At 38.7% G+C, this 18,427-nt stretch carries 13 protein-coding genes; 3 read left to right on the top strand and 10 right to left on the bottom strand.

Annotated elements, in window-relative coordinates:
- Window positions 1-78 precede the first annotated feature (78 nt).
- Window positions 79-4,404 (top strand): Ig-like domain repeat protein, encoded by a 4,326-nt coding sequence (locus tag F7734_RS42705; RefSeq protein WP_155750444.1) that lies wholly within the window; start codon window positions 79-81, stop codon window positions 4,402-4,404.
- A gap of 91 nt (window positions 4,405-4,495) precedes the next feature.
- On the opposite strand, the gene F7734_RS42710 is transcribed toward F7734_RS42705, so the two are convergent.
- The 10 genes from F7734_RS42710 to F7734_RS42755 all read right to left on the bottom strand — a co-directional run bounded on the left by F7734_RS42710 (window position 4,496) and on the right by F7734_RS42755 (window position 16,609).
- Window positions 4,496-4,864, bottom strand: a complete 369-nt coding sequence (locus tag F7734_RS42710) for an EamA family transporter (RefSeq protein WP_347566379.1) — start codon at window positions 4,862-4,864, stop codon at window positions 4,496-4,498.
- 32 nt (window positions 4,865-4,896) lie between these two features.
- Window positions 4,897-6,369: a hypothetical protein gene (locus F7734_RS42715; RefSeq protein WP_155750445.1), complete on the bottom strand. Its 1,473-nt coding sequence runs from the start codon at window positions 6,367-6,369 to the stop codon at window positions 4,897-4,899.
- A 273-nt stretch (window positions 6,370-6,642) separates the two neighbouring features.
- Window positions 6,643-7,551 carry a class I SAM-dependent methyltransferase gene (locus tag F7734_RS42720; RefSeq protein ID WP_155750446.1) on the bottom strand — a complete coding sequence of 303 codons (909 nt, stop codon included), beginning with the start codon at window positions 7,549-7,551 and terminating at the stop codon, window positions 6,643-6,645.
- An 80-nt stretch (window positions 7,552-7,631) separates the two neighbouring features.
- A complete protein-coding gene (locus F7734_RS42725; protein ID WP_155750447.1) occupies window positions 7,632-10,028 on the bottom strand; it encodes a glycosyltransferase in 2,397 nt (798 codons plus the stop codon).
- On the bottom strand, window positions 10,021-11,469 hold the full coding sequence (locus F7734_RS42730; protein ID WP_155750448.1) for a class I SAM-dependent methyltransferase: 1,449 nt from the start codon (window positions 11,467-11,469) through the stop codon (window positions 10,021-10,023). The genes F7734_RS42725 and F7734_RS42730 overlap by 8 nt, the downstream gene beginning before the upstream one ends.
- Before the next feature lie 20 nt (window positions 11,470-11,489).
- The gene (locus tag F7734_RS42735) at window positions 11,490-12,167 is read right to left on the bottom strand and encodes a class I SAM-dependent methyltransferase (protein WP_155750449.1); all 678 of its coding nucleotides are present in this window, start codon (window positions 12,165-12,167) and stop codon (window positions 11,490-11,492) included.
- Window positions 12,164-13,558 carry an ABC transporter ATP-binding protein gene (locus F7734_RS42740; RefSeq protein WP_155750450.1) on the bottom strand — a complete coding sequence of 465 codons (1,395 nt, stop codon included), beginning with the start codon at window positions 13,556-13,558 and terminating at the stop codon, window positions 12,164-12,166. Before F7734_RS42740 ends, F7734_RS42735 begins: the two co-directional genes overlap by 4 nt.
- 175 nt (window positions 13,559-13,733) lie before the next feature.
- Window positions 13,734-14,579, bottom strand: a complete 846-nt coding sequence (locus F7734_RS42745) for an ABC transporter permease (RefSeq protein WP_155750456.1) — start codon at window positions 14,577-14,579, stop codon at window positions 13,734-13,736.
- A gap of 554 nt (window positions 14,580-15,133) precedes the next feature.
- The gene (locus tag F7734_RS42750; RefSeq protein ID WP_155750451.1) at window positions 15,134-15,883 is read right to left on the bottom strand and encodes a glycosyltransferase family 2 protein; all 750 of its coding nucleotides are present in this window, start codon (window positions 15,881-15,883) and stop codon (window positions 15,134-15,136) included.
- A gap of 462 nt (window positions 15,884-16,345) precedes the next feature.
- Window positions 16,346-16,609 (bottom strand): hypothetical protein, encoded by a 264-nt coding sequence (locus tag F7734_RS42755; protein WP_155750452.1) that lies wholly within the window; start codon window positions 16,607-16,609, stop codon window positions 16,346-16,348.
- A 280-nt stretch (window positions 16,610-16,889) separates the two neighbouring features.
- Here F7734_RS42755 and F7734_RS42760 point away from each other — a divergent pair, with 280 nt between their 5' ends.
- Complete coding sequence (locus tag F7734_RS42760; RefSeq protein WP_155750453.1) at window positions 16,890-17,084, top strand: DUF2862 domain-containing protein; 195 nt, start codon at window positions 16,890-16,892, stop codon at window positions 17,082-17,084.
- Window positions 17,085-17,226: 142 nt separating this feature from the next.
- Window positions 17,227-18,327, top strand: coding sequence for an ArsA family ATPase (locus tag F7734_RS42765; RefSeq protein WP_155750454.1), 1,101 nt, complete (start codon window positions 17,227-17,229; stop codon window positions 18,325-18,327).
- Window positions 18,328-18,427: the final 100 nt, after the last annotated feature.

An 18,427-nucleotide genomic window follows, 5' to 3' on the forward strand; every position in this document is an offset into this window, starting at 1 on the left:
CAGTGATTTGTTAAATCAAATTAACTCATTTCAATCTTAGCATTTACTGAAACTGTCAACTATATTGGAATTTCTAAGATGGACAATCAACTTATCTTAAATGAAAGCTTTACAGGTAGCGACGTTAATCAGTACAGCTGGATCTACGGTAACGGTGGTGGACTTGCTTTAGACCCCTTCTTGACTGCTCGCAGTCAAACTACCCCATCTGCACAAGGAGGATTACCTGGTGGAGGGACTGACGCGCCTGATAATGGTGCCCTCAGGCTTACAAACAATAGCGCCAATCAGGCATCTTTCGTTATATACAACCAACCTATTAACAGCGCTAGCGGTCTTTCCATTAACTTCGACCTTTACTCCTATGGAGGAAGTGGTGCAGATGGAATCAGTTTCTTCTTGATTGATGGAAGTGCAAATCCAACAAAAGCTGGCGCACCTGGTGGTTCACTTGGGTACTCTAACTCTCCTACCGGCACAGCTGGTATCGTTGGAGGTTACATCGGTATTGGGTTTGATGAGTTTGGTAATTTCTCCGCTTCAGGATATGGCAACGGTGGAGTGGGTCAAATAAAAGATTCTGTTGTAATCAGAGGTAGTGAGAAAACGGGGTATCAATATTTGACAGGAAAGCAACTGCCTTCTGGCAACAGTATCGATAACACTAACACTTCTCAACGTAGTGATTCCAAACAAAAAGTTCAGATTGACATCACTCCAGGAGGGTTGGTGTCCGTTCAAATGGATCTGAATCAGAATGGGACTTTTGAGACAAATGAAAAACTTATCGACAACTTTAACGTTACGACAAGTAATAATTCCTTACCGCAAACCTTTAAATTTGGTTTTTCAGCTTCTACTGGGGGATCGACGAATGTTCACGAAATTAACAACTTCAAAACTAATACATTCACGGGTTCTTACATTCCCTTAGTTAACTTTACAACTACCAATGCGACTGTCAACGAGAACGGTAGCCTGACTGTCAATGCCCAACTCGATCTGGCAACTTCCAGTGAAGTCACAGTCCCACTGACGTTATCTGGGGCAGCAACAAATGGTATAGATTACAATATCCCTGCTTCTATTACCTTTGGAGCAAATCAAACAACAGCTAGCGTTACCCTCACCCCCACAAACGACACTCTGTTTACAGCCAATAAAACAGTGAATATCGCAATGGGGACACCGACTCATGCCCAACTCAGTCCCCAGAATAATGTCTTTACAGCCACAATCGTTGATGACGACCTCCCCTCGTTCTCCAATGTTTCTGGCATCAATTACATTAGGAACGCTCCTGCAGTTGCGATCGCACCGTCATTGACTGTTGGCAATGTCGATCCAAATGCGACTCTTACAGGTGCAAAAGTTGCAATCAAAGATGGCTTTCCCAGCGAAGATGTTTTAAGCATAGCGGGACAAAGCGGCACCTCTGGTACCATTGCTAATACGAGTATTCAGTGGAGCTACAGCAACGGTGTATTAACCCTGACTGGTACTGGCTCTGTTGAACAATACCAATCAGCACTGCGCCAAGTGGCTTACAGCAATCCCACCAGCGCTAACACGACGCCACGTACTGTTGGATATTCATTGCAAGCTGGTGGTCCGCAGTGGGTTGATGGTAATGGCAGCACAACAATTACCTACGTTCCATTCGTCAAGTTCACAACCACCAATGCAAATGTAGCTGAGAATAATAACCTGGCCATTGAAGCCCAACTTGATGTGGCAACTTCCAGTGAAGTCACAGTCCCACTGACGTTATCTGGGGCAGCAACAAATGGTATAGATTACAATATCCCTGCTTCTATTACCTTTGGAGCAAATCAAACAACAGCTAGCGTTACCCTCACCCCCACAAACGACACTCTGTTTACAGCCAATAAAACAGTGAATATCGCAATGGGGACACCGACTCATGCCCAACTCAGTCCCCAGAATAATGTCTTTACAGCCACAATCGTTGATGACGACCTCCCCTCGTTCTCCAATGTTTCTGGCATCAATTACATTAGGAACGCTCCTGCAGTTGCGATCGCACCGTCATTGACTGTTGGCAATGTCGATCCAAATGCGACTCTTACAGGTGCAAAAGTTGCAATCAAAGATGGCTTTCCCAGCGAAGATGTTTTAAGCATAGCGGGACAAAGCGGCACCTCTGGTACCATTGCTAATACGAGTATTCAGTGGAGCTACAGCAACGGTGTATTAACCCTGACTGGTACTGGCTCTGTTGAACAATACCAATCAGCACTGCGCCAAGTGGCTTACAGCAATCCCACCAGCGCTAACACGACGCCACGTACTGTTGGATATTCATTGCAAGCTGGTGGTCCGCAGTGGGTTGATGGTAATGGCAGCACAACAATTACCTACGTTCCATTCGTCAAGTTCACAACCACCAATGCAAATGTAGCTGAGAATAATAACCTGGCCATTGAAGCCCAACTTGATGTGGCAACTTCCAGTGAAGTCACAGTCCCACTGACGTTATCTGGGGCAGCAACAAATGGTATAGATTACAATATCCCTGCTTCTATTACCTTTGGAGCAAATCAAACAACAGCTAGCGTTACCCTCACCCCCACAAACGACACTCTGTTTACAGCCAATAAAACAGTGAATATCGCAATGGGGACACCGACTCATGCCCAACTCAGTCCCCAGAATAATGTCTTTACAGCCACAATCGTTGACGACGACCTCCCCTCATTCAATGTTTCTGGCAATATCACCTATACCAGGAATGATGCACCAACTGCGATCGCGCCACAGTTGAGTATTGGCAATGCCGATTCAAATGCTATTGTTGCAGGTGGAAAAGTTGCAATTAAAGATGGCTTCAGCTCCAGCGAAGATGTTTTAAGCATATTGGGTCAAAGTAGTAGTGGTCTAATTGCGGGCACCAATATTACTTGGAACTACGACAACAACGCGGGTATATTAACCCTCACGGGGGATGATTCTGTTACTAATTACCAGTCAGTACTGAGCAAAGTTGCATACAACGATACCAGCACTACACCAAACACGGCTCAGCGTACTCTTGAGTATTCACTGCAAATTGGTAACTCGACTCAGCCAATCAACGGCAGCAGTAACGCAACAGTTAACGTTCGAGCCGCAAGACCAACTACCACGACAAGCACAACATCAGTAACTTTAGCGGTTCCCGGTCAATCTGTCATTTTAACGGGCAATGTTAGCATAGGGACACAAGAGAGCGGTACTCCAACAGGTAGCATCACATTTATGAATGGCGACATTATCTTGGGTACTGTTAACTTAGAGCCAAACGCCACCAGCGCCAGCTTAACTACTAATGCTTTAGGTGTGGGTACTCACAACATCAAAGCAGTTTATAGCGGTGACAGCAATTTTGCCACCAGTAATAGTGATATCAAGACTACAGTTAAATGGGGTTCTTTTAACTTTGACAGCCAGCTCCACCTTTGGGTCAATCAAGGTAAAGACTTAACCAACTTGTTATTTAACAACAACTACTACCTTGCAAATAACTCTGACGTAGCGGCGGCAGTTGCTAACGGTCAATTCACTAGTGGCTTACAACACTTCTTACAGTATGGCAAGTTCGAGGGTCGAGATCCCAGCGTAATCTTTAGTAATAGCCTGTACTTAAGCCAAAACTCAGATGTAGCAGCAGTGGTTGCCAAAGGACAAATGCGTAGTGGTTTTGAGCATTTTATTAATTATGGGTTTAATGAGCACCGGGATTTGAGAATGCTATCGTTTGACGAAGGTTACTACTTGGCACAAAACCAAGATGTGTTCGCCGCAGTCAAGACAAATGCATTCAATAGTGGATTTGAACACTACCTGCTTCATGGACAAAAAGAAGGACGCAATCCCACCGCTAACTTTGATGAAGCTTACTACTTAGACAATAACTTAGATGCCAAGAGTGCCGTGACTCAAGGGATTTTTAAGAGTGGGTTCGATCACTTCGTTAGTTTTGGGATGTTTGAAAACCGCAATCCTGTAAGTGACTTTAATAGTGGTGAATATCTATCTGCCAACTCAGATATAGTGGAGTCCGTTGCACAAGGAAACTTGAAGAGTGGGGTGCAACATGCTGTGCGATACGGACAATATGAGGCACGAACTTTCTTCCCTCAACTATTTGACGAACATGACTACTTAACTGAGTACTCAGATGTAGCTGGTGCTGTTGCTCAAGGATTGTTTAAGTCTGGTTTAGATCACTTTATCCAACATGGACAAAAAGAAGGTCGTCGTCCCAGCAAAATTTATAACGAACAATTCTACTTGACTAGATACTCAGATGTAGCTGATGCTGTCACTCAAGGATTTTTCAAGACTGGATTTGAACATTTCATCCTTTACGGGCGGGCTGAAGGTCGATTTGGCATTAACTAACTGCTAGTCTCAGCTGCTTTTTCTAAGGGCTGATTTTTGCACCTCGATATATAGTTGAATATCGAGGTGCATAGTTATTCTTAGCTGTAGTTTATTTTTTCCAAACTATCAATATGACTCCAGTGACAATCAAGCTTAAACCCACCAATCGGCTAGTAGGTATGGATTCTTTAAATACAAAGTAACCTAACAAGACCGAAAAAACATAGACTAAGGACACTGATGGACCGGCTATGCTTAAGTTAACTCTCGTCAGTAGAAGTATATATGCTAGAGCACCAATAGCATAGCTTGCTAATCCTAATATAAGCTCGGGTATTGTAATAATGCTTAGGATATGGCTGACAGCATTATCAACACTAACCCTTCCTAACTTAGTTGCTCCAGCTTTTAAAAAAAACTGCCCTGTAACGCTAGTTAGAACGGACATAACTAATAAAAAAAATTCTTGCAGTGTCACAGAATTTTCCTCACACTGATTGTTTAATAATATTATTGAATAACCTTACGTAAGCCACATTCCTCAGAATTATGAGCAGCTTTTATTGAGTAAGTAGTTTTATAAAACTTAGAAGCGTATAAAAACGTATCTGGTTGCTTCCCAACAATGCACACTTTATCACCTTGATGAATTTGCTCTAAAACCCTATTGTCAATCATCGCTCTCTTACGTGCATCCAAACTGTAAAAATGCGGTAATATATACGTACCTTTTGTCATTAAGATAACAAGAGTAAGGAATAAAAAGGATGTCAGACCTAATTTTCTGACATTAACCATTTTATTTTCATTAGGAACTAAGTGATCGGTACATATTAGATGTAAATTTAAGGATACTAAACAAATTATCCAGTACATATAAAACCTTAGTACATGGGACTGAGGCATTATTGCTGTGATCGAAGAAATTATTATAAAAAAATATATAGCAGCTTTACTCTTGTATGAACTCTTCTTACAAGATATATATCCAATTATAGCTATATTTATTAACACGTAAATTCCAAAATAGCCACCCATAACCCATGCTTTTGAGCCAGGTGTCACATTACCTTGATCTATTACCCATAGTACAGAACGTTTTGCGTCAAAAGCATTAACTTCTAATATTGAATAAATCCATCTAATAATTCTTGATGAATTTTGTAGGTAGTCTGGCACATCATTTGGTATACCTTCTCTATAATTTAGAGGTGTACCCAAGACTTCGATTTTGACAGGATAAGCTGGATTTCCATAAAGTACAGTATTTTTAATAGGAGTCCAAAAAATAACGAAAAATCCAATTAGACCGAGCGAGAGAAAAATTATAATTTCTTTCTTTTTTATATGCTGATTTCTAAATCTATTTAAATTTGCTGAAACAAATTTACCTATCATAAAGCAAAGAGCTAGCAAAATTATAGGTATAACTTGTAATTTAGAATTAGCTGCACAAGCAGCAGCAGCAAATACAACAAACCCATTGTTTTTCGTATAATTAATTTGATTAGTATAAAATAAATAAGTCATCATTATTAAGATAGAAATGCATATATTGGTGAATAAATCAACATAAGAAGATGTAGAGTGTATTTGAACCATAGGAACAGCTAAGAGTGATATAGCCGAAAGATGCACGGGAATTTGTAGATATTTTTTCAAAAAGAATAGGTATACCAAAAAACTAGTAAAGCAGACTAAGTTAGTTGCTTGAACACGATTAAAAATAAACCAAAAGAATCCTTGAAAAAATTCGGGAAGAAGTGGAAAGCCTTGATATCTGTACTCAATTTGATTTTCAAAAATGTATTCTTCTGGGGGAACTAGACCCCAAAGGCGTGCTGCAAAAGGCAAATGATAGTTCCATGTATCCCAAGTTCCGTCTATGTCAATGAAACTTTTGAGAAATAAGGATATTATCAGGATAATACCGATATATGGCAGAGATTTATCAAGAACAGTAAAAAGATTTTTGTACGTCATTTGAATTTACTAAGATAGACGCTGTTTTAATTGAAACTATCTAGAAATTTAACAAGTTTTTAGGAATTAATTGGTTAATTGGCATAGCTTCATTTTTCCAACTTGTACTTATCTACTATATTTTTTTTAACCAGATACTTCCACCAGGATTTTTCATGCATAAAGCATCTTTTCTATAAAGAATTCCTGATAGAATCTTCTAAAAAAGTATTAAATAATACTATTTTGAAAAGTGATTATATTGTAAAAAACTTTTCAATAAATAAATTTCATTCAAGCTCTGCCTTCATATATCCATTCTTTAGGATATTCAAAGGGATAAAAAATATCGTGAAAGTGAATATATACTCCACTGTTTAAACTAGGAAGAATTCGAGCAAAAATATAGTTTACATCACTATTTATCTTAGCAACATGAGTAGAATCAATAAACAAAAAATCTCCTGGCATCAGCTCTAAAAAAATATTTAAACTGACATCTTGTAAATTTTTTTGAATAATTTCTACTCTACTTTTATCCTCTTCCTTCATAAGAGATCTTACCAGTTCTGGATAAGGTTCAATTAAGGTAATAGATATAGTATTATTGAAAAATAATTCATTAGTGTCCAAAGTAACGCAAGATGAATACCCAGAGCCAACTTCAATTATTCTCTTTGGTTTTACATACCTAATCATGGAATATAGAAAGATGGCATCAGAATAGGAATAAGCAGGATTTTCAAAAAAATATCTCAGGTTTTCTTTTTTAGAAGAATCAAAAGGCAATTCTTGATAGTACTGTTGTAATTCATTCAATAAACTAACTTGCTCTTGCTCGTTTAAGTCAACGCCTAGAACTTGCTTTTCTGAGTTATTCCAAATCTGTTTTTCTTTCAGCTTAATCTCATTGATTGATGGAATAGGTGAATAGTAGTGTCCCGCAGGTACCCACATTTGCAATTGAGACTTTTTAAGGTCTAATTGATTAAGTTGCAGATAGCATCGCTCTATCTCTTTTTCTTGTGTCTTTAACTTATGTTCCTGCTGATTAAGTTGCAGATAGCATCGCTCTATCTCTTTTTCTTGTGTCTTTAACTTATGTTCCTGCTGATGAACTTGCTGCCGCAATTGATGTAACTCTTGAAAGAATTGTTTGAAGTAAGGTAAACTTTTAATAAATTTCTTGGCTTGACTTTTCATAGTAACACTCTAATTAACCTGTTGTTGACACTAGAAAAAGTAAAAAACAACACTTGACTCCTCCACTAAAATTTACATTATTATGATACGTTTTTTTCAAGAATATTTTTTAGAGCCAAAACAAAAGACTCTTTTGAACATTCATTTTGAACTCGTTTCAGAGCATTACGCCTAATAGATTCCCACAAATGGCGATTTGTGTAAAGTTCAACGCATTTTTCAGCAAAATTTTTAGGTTCATCAGCGGCTAGCAACTCAACACCATCTTGCCAACCCACTTGAGATTCTATCAATGAGGTTGTAACTATCGGTAATCCAAAAGCAGCCGCATGATGTACTTTAAAAGGAATACCTGCTGCAAATCGAGTTGGTGCAACAAAAATACGCGATTGATTGTAGTAATCAGTCAAATCTTCTACTTTGCCAATAACTTTAATATTCTCATTAGCAAGGTTAACAATCTTCTCCGAGCTGTTTGAACCCACAATCAAAAATTTTATATCTTGCCCTAGCATATTTTGTATTTGTGGAAATATTTTTTCCACAAACCAACACACTGAATCTGCATTCGGACTTGAACAATCATGTATCGCACCTACAAATAAAATGTTATGTCGCTTTTCAAAAGAATTTTCAGTTGCTGTTAAGGGTACTGTATGTCCGAGGGAATAAACTTTTTTAAATCCATATTTACAAAATTGCTGGCGCTCTGCGTCTGATACGGAAATAATTGCATTTGCGCCTTGTGCTAATTGCAATTCTTTATGAATTAAATTCTCTAACTCACTATTAGATACCTTTTCCCCATTTAATCTACGTTGAGCTACTTCTCGAATCGAGAAAATTGCTTCAGCATCATATATTATATTTGTATTTAAAAACCAATCAGGATGTTTTTCTAAAAAAGATTTAAAACTTCGCATATTGTGCGGTCTACTGACAATAATTATGTCATAATAACCTTTTCTTTCTTGTAGAAAATCTTTCAGTTTGCTATCACCATAATTAATCATAACTTCTACTTCTTTAGGAATATCTTGGTATACACTGTCCCATAGCTCTTGGCACAAATCTAAAGGATAAAAAGTTACAAGATATTTTAGTTCAAGCAAAGCTAACAAGATCTCTCTTGCTCTAGGAAATCCACTACCTAAATATGAATGCGGAACTCTATCATCTAAAAATAAAACACGAGGACTGACTTTATTTGCATTTCTTGCTAGGACAAGACTCGAACTATACTCTAAATGATGTTCCTGAAGATATTTACTGTGCTTTTTGATAAATATCTCGCGATGAGTAGCTTGCAATTGTATGGCAACATCACTTGACTTTGAGCTAGCAAATTCATAATGTAATATGACTGCATCAGGGTCGTAAACCACTCGCTTACCCATTTGCCATAGCCGTAAACAATAATCTGTTTCTTCGTAGTACGCTGGTTTGTAATCTGTATCAAAGCTACCCATTTGAAGAAATAGTTCTCGCTTGGTTAGTAAAAATGCTCCCGAACAATAATCTACATCTCTCTTATACATATACATAGGAGCAAAAGGAGAATCTCCACGACCATAACCCAAGCAAGAACCATCTTGCCAAACAATACTACCTGCTTCCTGTAAATAACCATCCATCAAAATAATTCTGCCACCAACTGCCCCAATATCATCAGACATTTCTATAGTTTTTACGGCAGAATCAATGCTTCCTGGTTGTAGTTGAGCATCATTATTGAGAAATAAAATGTACTTTCCTTTTGCTACTGCTGCTCCCTGATTAGCAGCTAATAGAAAATGTAAGTTTTGCTTATTACAAATTACTTTTGCACCTTCTATTCTTTCTAGTAATAAATGAGTATCATCATAAGAAGAATTATCTATTATTACTATTTCCATCGGAAGAGAAGTATTTCCACACAATGAGCGCAAACACTGTAGTGTTAATTCCGCTCTATTATGTAAAATCAGTATAACGGTGACCAAAGGATTTTGGGAATAGGGTAAATTTAGTATAAATCTTGAGTACAAAAAACTTTTTAATGTACTCAAATACATTTTACTAACTTCTTTTTTGTAACTTTCGAGATGAACAGGCATTACAGAAGACTTGTTATCTTCTGACTGAGAGGATGATAATAAAGATTTTAATTTTGAAGAAAAGGCAAGCGCGTTTGTGGAATTATCTTCTACAGCAAATAAATTGACAATTTCCTGTGGATATGAAATCCTCAAGATTTTTTTTAGCTTAAACCACGCCGTCCGGAGCTTCCAGAATTTACTGGTTTGCATTGCAGTAATGATAGACTGGAATAAGTGTAATTTTCCTTGAAGCCTACTTAACTCCGATTGGAGTTTCTCTAATTCTTGCTGCGTTTGTTGTAGTTGAGTTTCAGTACTCTGCAATTTGGACTGCAATAAGAAGTCTACTTGTGTTTGAACTAGTTCTATGTGTGGTTGTAACTGTTCCTGTTCACTCATCTGCTTTTATCCTCAATGCTCGTTTTAAATTAAACCATGCTTTACGCATCTTCCAAAATTTACTGCTTTCCATGGCAGTAATCCTGTCCCGTGCTTGTTGCAGGTGTATATGATTTTGTGGCAAATCAAACTGCAAATTTTCTAATTCTGCTTTAATGACTTTCAGTTCAGAAGATGTTTGCGCTAATGCTGTTTGAGTTTGTTGGACTTGTAACTGGGATTGCTCTAATTCTGCTTGAGTTTGTTGGACTTGTAACTGGGATTGCTCTAATTCTGCTTGAGTTTGTTGGACTTGTAACTGGGATTGCGCTAATGCTGTTTGAGTTTGTTGGACTTGTAACTGGGATTGCTCTAATTCTGCTTGAGTTTGTTGGACTTGTAACTGGGATTGCTCTAATTCTGCTTGAGTTTGTTGGACTTGTAACTGGGATTGCGCTAATGCTGTTTGAGTTTGTTGGACTTGTAACTGGGATTGCTCTAATTCTGCTTGAGTTTGTTGGACTTGTAACTGGGATTGCTCTAATTCTGCTTGAGTTTGTTGGACTTGTAACTGGGATTGCTCTAATTCTGCTTGAGTTTGTTGGACTTGTAACTGGGATTGCTCTAATTCTGCTTGAGTTTGTTGGACTTGGCGTTGCATTTGCTCCAGGCTTGCCAGAAACTGCTGCCTCTCAGTATGCAACTTTTGTAATTCAGTATAATATCTCTTCAATATATCATCAGAGCCATCAATATAGATTGAATCAATACTTTGTTTTGTCACAGATTGTCCATCCGAGCATACAGCAACAAAGTAAAGCGGTGATTTTAAGGCACAAACTCTGTTACTGATATCATTAATAGTTCCCGTATATGCCTTGAAACTACTTTGTTTTTCATTTTCAGGGGAAAAGATAAAAGAACCTACAGCTAATTTTTGACCGTAAATTTGCACATACTTAAAATGTTGATTTAATAAACTTATAAACTCTTCATAGTAAAGCTCTTTAATATGAAAAGGATTCTTATAATTGGGTTCATCTGAATAAGTTAAGCGATTGGGAGACGATATAATTAGTATTCCCTCAGGCTTCAAAACTCTCTTAATTTCCAGAATCATTTCTTCATGTTTATCATGATGCTCAATAGTTTCAAAAGATGTTACGACCTCAATTGAATTATCTAACAAGGGTATAGAGTCACATGAACCAACCATAAACTTAAGATTATGAGAGTTGCTATATTGATGGGCAGCATAGTCTACAGCTTCACAGCTGATATCCACCCCTGTAACTGATTGAGCATATTTTGCCAGTAATGCAGAACCATACCCTTCACCTGAAGCTATGTCTAATACTGTTTTCCCAGTAATAAATTCTATACATAAAGCGTATCTATGTAAATGTTCGTACTTAATTTCACCCTCAAGAGAAGGTACGTATCTCTCACCTGTAAATTCCATACTATTTACTATGTGTATTGTTACTTAACGGCAACTAATGCTTGAGCAGAAGGATACTCAATAGAAAAAATCCGGCATTCCTGAAATCCGGATTGCATTATATGTTTCCATGCATCGCAGCCGTATTCCGCATAAACTAAAAAATCGACCAGATTCTCTCCAGAACCATGATAGCTTGGAGGCAACCCTTCTCTAAACAAGGTTAACCTATCAACAATCATAGGTACAGTGAAAGCGCAGTATCCCCCTGGCTTTAAGACTCTATAGCACTCCGATAAGCCTCGAACTGGATGTTTAATATGCTCTAAAACATCGGAATGGACGATCAAATCAAAACTCTCATCCACATAATTAATATTCATCATATCTATTTCCGGATATATTTTGAGATGATGACCAGGTATTTTAGTTAAAAATTGAGTTAAACTACCAGCCTCGTTAATTTCTAGTATCTGTAAATCTTGAATTTTGCTTTCTGTAACAAAATCCTTAAACAAACCTTTGTAACCAAAACACCTCATAAGAGCGACAGACAAGGCGATGGAACGTAAATTAGAATTACACTCTGTACAATGCATCCCCTGTTGTCTATTTATATATTCAACTTCATGGTGCCCTATACGCCATTCATCAATTAATTCTTTCCAAAGAACGTTTTGTTCCTTGAAGCTCGTTGAACCACAACAATAGCAAATCATTTTACTAACGTATTCACAGATAAGATGTCAAAATTTATAAAATTATCCACTGTATGAGCCACTTTCACATCAGAAAATCTTATAAAACCAAAAGTTAATTCTGTAACTCCTGATTCTAATGCCACAGGATGTTGAATCCAATCCATCATCTCGTGATTTTCTTGGCTACCATTGGCAATAGCTGGCTCCAAGGAGTAAATATCGCTCTTAATATGAGGCCATTTTATTTGAAAAGACACACAAATGAGTTCATTTTTTTTAAATGGCGGTAGTTGATGGTTATACTGTGTTGTATTCCACCCAGCTATAGACACCCTTAATCTGTCAAACATCATAATGCCAAAAATTGGTCTATCGACTTCATCATGACTAAGAATTTTTGCTTGGAGCAATAAAATATCATTAGGCATAACAAAACCGATTTTTTGCCTTTGGGAATTTAAAATATCTAAGCTAATAATTTCGCAACGTCCCGTACCAAATCTTTTAACATTAGAAAATGACAAGTAAGGTTTTTCCGTAAATGGATTTCTCTTCAAATCTTCAGAAGAATTTGATTGAACTTCTAAACAGACCTTTAGATCTTTAACAATCTCCTCATCTATTGGCGACGACTCAGTTAGATGATCTGACTTTTTCTTGAGTCCCTCATTAATTTTTTCATATATCCAAGCTTGATATGATTTACTTACATCAATGGGCAACCCTCGTTCAACAACCTGACCATTATTAATCCATATAGCATCAGAACAAAGGCGTGTCACTGAACCAATATCGTGAGACACAAACAGAATTGTTCCTCCAGAATCCTGAAAATCTTTTATTTTTGCCATGCAACGGTGTACAAAAACTCCATCTCCCACGGATAAGGCTTCATCTACGATTAAGATTTCAGGATTAACATTAATTGCCACCGCAAAAGCCAGACGAACAAACATCCCGCTAGAGTAAGATTTTACTGGCTCATCTATAAAATCTCCTATTCCTGCAAATTCAGCTATTTCATCAAATCTATCTTCAATTTCTTGTTGATTTAACCCTAATAATCTCCCATTAAAAAATACATTTTGCCGTCCAGTAAACTCTGGGTTAAATCCACTGCCTAGCTCTAACAGTGCCGACACCCTGCCCCTAACTTTAACCTCACCAGTCGTAGGTGTTAGAGTTCCAGCAATAATTTGCAATAACGTACTTTTCCCGGAGCCATTTTGCCCTACAATCCCTATGGTTTTTCCCTTATAAATTTCTAAATTAATATCCTTCAGTGCCCAAAACTCATCAGATCTGCTTTTACCTGGTAACAAAAGCTCTTTAAGCCGATCTACAGGACGAGCATACCGCTTGTAGCACTTGGAAACATTTTTTAGGGAAATTACGATTTCCTCGCTCATGCTTGTGCTATTAATCCTTGAAACTTACACACCACAATCAAATCAAGCTTTTTTTAATCTTTGCTTAAATTGTTCAGCTAAGATTACAACTTTTACCATAAATGTTTACATCATAGCACCGTCATGAATTCTGCTGTTTAATCCTACCTGCTGTTCTCTCATATTGCTTTTAAGCTTATAAGACATCAGCAAAAGCAGGTTGCAGACGTTTGTAAGACCACAAACCACCACAAAAAACAACGATAGCAATCAATGAAGCTACTTCCCATTCTCCCCAGTGTGTCACCTCTCCAACCAAAATTAAATCTCGGTAAACTTCTGCAATTGCTGTCATGGGATTCAACCAAAACACGTAAAACCGCCATTGTTCTGGTATGGCTGATGCTGGATAGATAATTGGTGTCAAATAAAACCAAAGGTTTATAATGACTCCTAAAGTTTGCGGTATATCACGTAAAAAAACGGTTAGCCCTGCCATAAAATAACCTAACCCTGCTGTTAATAACAGCTGCGGTATCCAAACTAACGGTAGAAGTGCTAGAGTTATATGCAAAGCATGAGAAGTCAGCGCTACAAAAAAAATCAGCGCTATTAGACCAAAAGAACTTTCAATAAACGCTGATAAAATTGGGACTAATGGCAATAAAGCGAGCGGAAACACGACCTTCTTGACCAAATTTGGTTGTAAAATTACAGAAGTTGCCGCCTGAATTAAACCACTACTGAAAGCAATCCAGGGTAGTAATCCAGCAAATAACCACAAACCAAAGGTAAAATTATTGTCCGGCAAGCTTTTAAGATTGACTTTTAGCTTGAGAACAATTGAAAACACATATACGTAGATGAGTAACTGTGATAGTTGATTCAACAAAGGCCACAAGTTACCTAGAACAGAACCTTTGTATCGCGCTTCTAGATCTCGCCGCACCAGGCTTCTAAGCAAATCAAACTTTACCCACCAGCTTTCACTAACTGGCAGTACTCGTCTCAGCCTTCCAAACTTCCGCACTACTCCTCGCATCGTTGGCATCAATTTCAGCTTCCTCACTCATTACCTACACACCAAATTTCTTTCAATGAAGCTTACTGTGTATGAAAGTTCCTGTTGTATAAGTTATTGTCTCACGTTTAAGGCAAGTTACCCGGATCGATTTCCTAAAAGTGCAAATATTGTGCTAAACGTCTGCCTGCTGACGTTCTTGCTCTGCACGTTGGCGTTCTTGCTCAACCCGTTCTGTGTTTGTTAGTATCCATTGTTCATTCGGATTATACCAACCTATTTACAAAAGAGTTACGACCAAAACCACATACTAATCAGGTTGCTTAAACCAGACTGTTGCGAAAATCTACTGACGTGCTGTAGAACAGCGGTGGAAAAAGTGATTGTTACTAAAGCGCCGCTTAGGAATCACAATTTCGGGTTAGGACAATAGTGCGAACAAGCTGATAATTGCGAAATACTCCATTTTGCAAACATCGTAAATAAAAATCCTGCTTGTGTCTTTGGAATTTACAGATACAACACAAGCAGCGTAACACTCACTTGAACTTGCTAATTTTCCAGTAATAATTGTATTAATGTAACTGTCTTGAAGCATTTTTTTGAAGTTCAACAACAGGTACAGAAACTACAGACTTACTAAATAAATTATATTTAAGAATGCACCAGATAGCCCTAATACCATCTTTCCAACCTATCTTTTTTCCTTCTTGGTAAGTACGACCATAATAAGATATACCTACTTCATAGATGCGACATCCCATTTTAGAAACCTTAGCTGTTATTTCGGGTTCAAAGCCAAAGCGATTTTCTTCTATTTTGATATTTTGAATAATTTCACGCCTAAAAGCTTTGTAACAGGTTTCCATATCGGTGAGGTTTATATTAGTGAACATATTAGATAGAGTTGTCAAAAACCCATTGCCCAATCTATGCCAATAATAGACAACTCTATGAGGTCTTCCACTTTGGAAACGAGAACCGAAAACAACATCAGCTCTATTTTCCAAGATAGGTTGAATCATTATTGGATATTCTTGAGGATCGTATTCCAAATCCGCATCTTGAACAATTATTATATCGCCTGTAGCATTAGCAAAACCTGTACGCAAAGCCGCACCTTTACCTTTATTTTTTGGATGATAAATCACTCTATCAACTTGCGTTTCTATTTTGCTTCTAAGCAGTTCTCTGCTTCCATCTATAGAACAATCATCTACTATAATAATTTCTAGGTTTTTCACGGGAGATCCTTTGACTGCTTCAACTACTTTACGAATAGTTTTCACTTCATTAAAACAGGGGATAATGACAGATAACTTCATATTAAGCTATTTACTCCTCTTCTGTACCACACACAAATTATTCAGGCTTGAAAGCATTGATACTTGAATCACTCAAAGTGAATCTCGCCAACAATACATTTCCCAGGTCTTGCAAATTATAATACTTTTTTCGCGTCTTGAAACTTTGCTGACTCTTTTCAACTTATATCTAAGAGAAATTGGAAAATGGCTGTAACCCTGACAAATAAACAATCGTTCTCCGAATTCCCTAGTCCTGATGAAGAAAAGCTCTCCATTAGGGCTATCTCACAAATGAAGGTCTTGCCTAACTAGGTTGATTTATAATGACCTGCTTACATTTCTTTCCATGAAGCTTTCTTTTTATGAAAGTTCCTGTTGTATAAGTTATTGTCTCATGTCTGAGGCAAGTTATCCGGCTCGATTAAGGTGAGAGCACAAATACTTTGCTAGTCGCTCAGCTCGTTGGCGTTCTTGCTCATCTCATTCTGCGTTTGTCGGTAGCCGTTGCCCATTAACATCATACCAACGCCGCCACAAACCTTCTGTTCCTTCACAAGCAATACTGCAAGGGCTCTCGAATTTTTGTAGTAGGGGTAAACCCGTGTGTGAAACCCAACAAATGTCTGTAAATGTCGGGTTTCGTTCCTCAAACGCCAGTAAAGGTGCGGAGGGAAACCCTCCTATGGCGCATTCGCGCCACGCACACGGTTCAGGGCTGGCTCCCCAACCTACGTGTTTTCGCATTTTTAGGTTAACCGACAAGTATTGCCTTCACAAGAACCTTGCCTAACGCGCTGCTAACCGCTGAGATCGCATCCGTTGTACGGGCGCTCTTGCCGCCGCGCCCCTACTACTCTCTCCCACTAGAAGATTACTTAAACACGTAGCACTGCCCACTGTTGACTATTGTGCGGCATAGCCCTACCTACTGTGCTACTAACCACTAACCACTAACCACTAACCATTAACTCTAAGTACCAGATTCCGCTAAACTGAGTCTTGGTTTATCGTTTTGTAAACTAGCATGGAAATTGGACAAAAGGTTAAAGTCTTCCGTTTGCGCGATCGCGTTTCTCCCCCTATTGCCAAAAGGCTCGGACAAGTCGGCACAATTGAAGGTTACAAAGTCACCGATGGATATGGTGTTGGCGTCGTCGTAAAATTTGATGATAACTTCGCCACTTGGTTCTTTGAAGACGAGATCAAGGTTGTGCAGTAAAGGGAACTCCATCCCTGTTCGCTGTTGGCGCAGATGCCCTCTTTGAGGGCAAGCCATATAAGAACTGAGGATTATGTAAGCAACTATCAGCCAGTGCTAAGTTGAAGTTAAAAGAATCGGCGGTATCAATAGGAATCTAGTAATGTCCCTAATATTGACATTTTTGGGAAAAGGCAGTTCTGCTCGAACAAAAGTCGCGATCGCAGCTGCCAAATCATTAGCAAGCCAAGGAAATCGCGTACTCCTAGCAGGACAAGCGGAACCAGCACTGCCAATTCTGCTAGACACCACCCTGAGTCCTGACCCCAAAGAAATTGCTCCCCATTTGCAGGTTGTACAACTGCAAGCTGCAGTGCTGCTAGAACGCAGTTGGGAGGAAGTCAAAAAACTTGAGGCGCAATACCTCCGTACCCCAATCTTGAAAGAAGTTTACGGTCAAGAACTGGCAGTTTTGCCAGGAATGGATAGCGCTCTCGCCTTAAACGCAATCCGAGAGTACGACGAAAGCGGTAAGTATGACGTTATCATCTACGATGGCACGGGAGACACCACCACCGTGCGGATGTTAGGAATGCCAGAGTCCCTCAGTTGGTATGTAAGACGTTTCCGACAATTGATTGTCAATTCCGATATAGGAAAAACAATTTCCGAATCCCCCTTAATTCAACCACTGATAAGCACTTTTTTTAACATCAATTGGACAGCAGATAACTTTGCCCAACCAGCCAACCAAGTCAGTAATTTGTTAGATAGAGGAAAAGCCGCCCTAGCAGATCCCAAAAGAGTTGCCGCTTTCCTAGTCACAGCCGACGATCCTATTGAAGTCGCAACAACTCGCTATCTTTGGGGCAGTTCACAACAAATCGGTTTAACCGTTGGTGGAGTTATCCTCACATCATCCGACACAACCACTAACTGGAGCGAGCAATTTACCCCACTCCCAGTCAGTGTAGTACCCGATATCAAAACAGGAGACTGGCAACCTCTGATAGATGCTCTACCCAATTTTGTAGAGCAAGCCGTCAAAGCGCCCAAACCCATTGAGATAGATGTAAACACCAAGCAAGTCCGCTTATTCTTGCCCGGATTTGACAAAAAACAAGTCAAACTTACCCAGTACGGACCAGAAGTCACAGTAGAAGCAGGAGATCAGCGAAGGAATATTTCCCTACCTCCCGCCCTCAATGGCAAACCCATAACTGGTGCAAAGTTTCAAAATAATTATTTGATAATCTCATTTTAAGTATTGGGAATGGTTAGTGGTTAGTGGTTAGTGGTTAGTGGTTAGTGGTTAGTGGTTAGTGGTTAGTTGTTATAATGTATGATCCAACAACAAACAACAA

Source organism: Scytonema sp. UIC 10036, from assembly GCF_009725235.1.

Coding starts and splice junctions, on each gene's coding strand:
- F7734_RS42705 (WP_155750444.1), top strand. CDS start 79: ATGGACAATCAACTTATCTTAAATGAAAGCTTTACAGGTAGCGACGTT.
- F7734_RS42715 (WP_155750445.1), bottom strand. CDS start 6,369: ATGACGTACAAAAATCTTTTTACTGTTCTTGATAAATCTCTGCCATAT.
- F7734_RS42720 (WP_155750446.1), bottom strand. CDS start 7,551: ATGAAAAGTCAAGCCAAGAAATTTATTAAAAGTTTACCTTACTTCAAA.
- F7734_RS42725 (WP_155750447.1), bottom strand. CDS start 10,028: ATGAGTGAACAGGAACAGTTACAACCACACATAGAACTAGTTCAAACA.
- F7734_RS42730 (WP_155750448.1), bottom strand. CDS start 11,469: ATGGAATTTACAGGTGAGAGATACGTACCTTCTCTTGAGGGTGAAATT.
- F7734_RS42735 (WP_155750449.1), bottom strand. CDS start 12,167: ATGATTTGCTATTGTTGTGGTTCAACGAGCTTCAAGGAACAAAACGTT.
- F7734_RS42740 (WP_155750450.1), bottom strand. CDS start 13,558: ATGAGCGAGGAAATCGTAATTTCCCTAAAAAATGTTTCCAAGTGCTAC.
- F7734_RS42745 (WP_155750456.1), bottom strand. CDS start 14,579: ATGCGAGGAGTAGTGCGGAAGTTTGGAAGGCTGAGACGAGTACTGCCA.
- F7734_RS42750 (WP_155750451.1), bottom strand. CDS start 15,883: ATGAAGTTATCTGTCATTATCCCCTGTTTTAATGAAGTGAAAACTATT.
- F7734_RS42755 (WP_155750452.1), bottom strand. CDS start 16,609: ATGCGAAAACACGTAGGTTGGGGAGCCAGCCCTGAACCGTGTGCGTGG.
- F7734_RS42760 (WP_155750453.1), top strand. CDS start 16,890: ATGGAAATTGGACAAAAGGTTAAAGTCTTCCGTTTGCGCGATCGCGTT.
- F7734_RS42765 (WP_155750454.1), top strand. CDS start 17,227: ATGTCCCTAATATTGACATTTTTGGGAAAAGGCAGTTCTGCTCGAACA.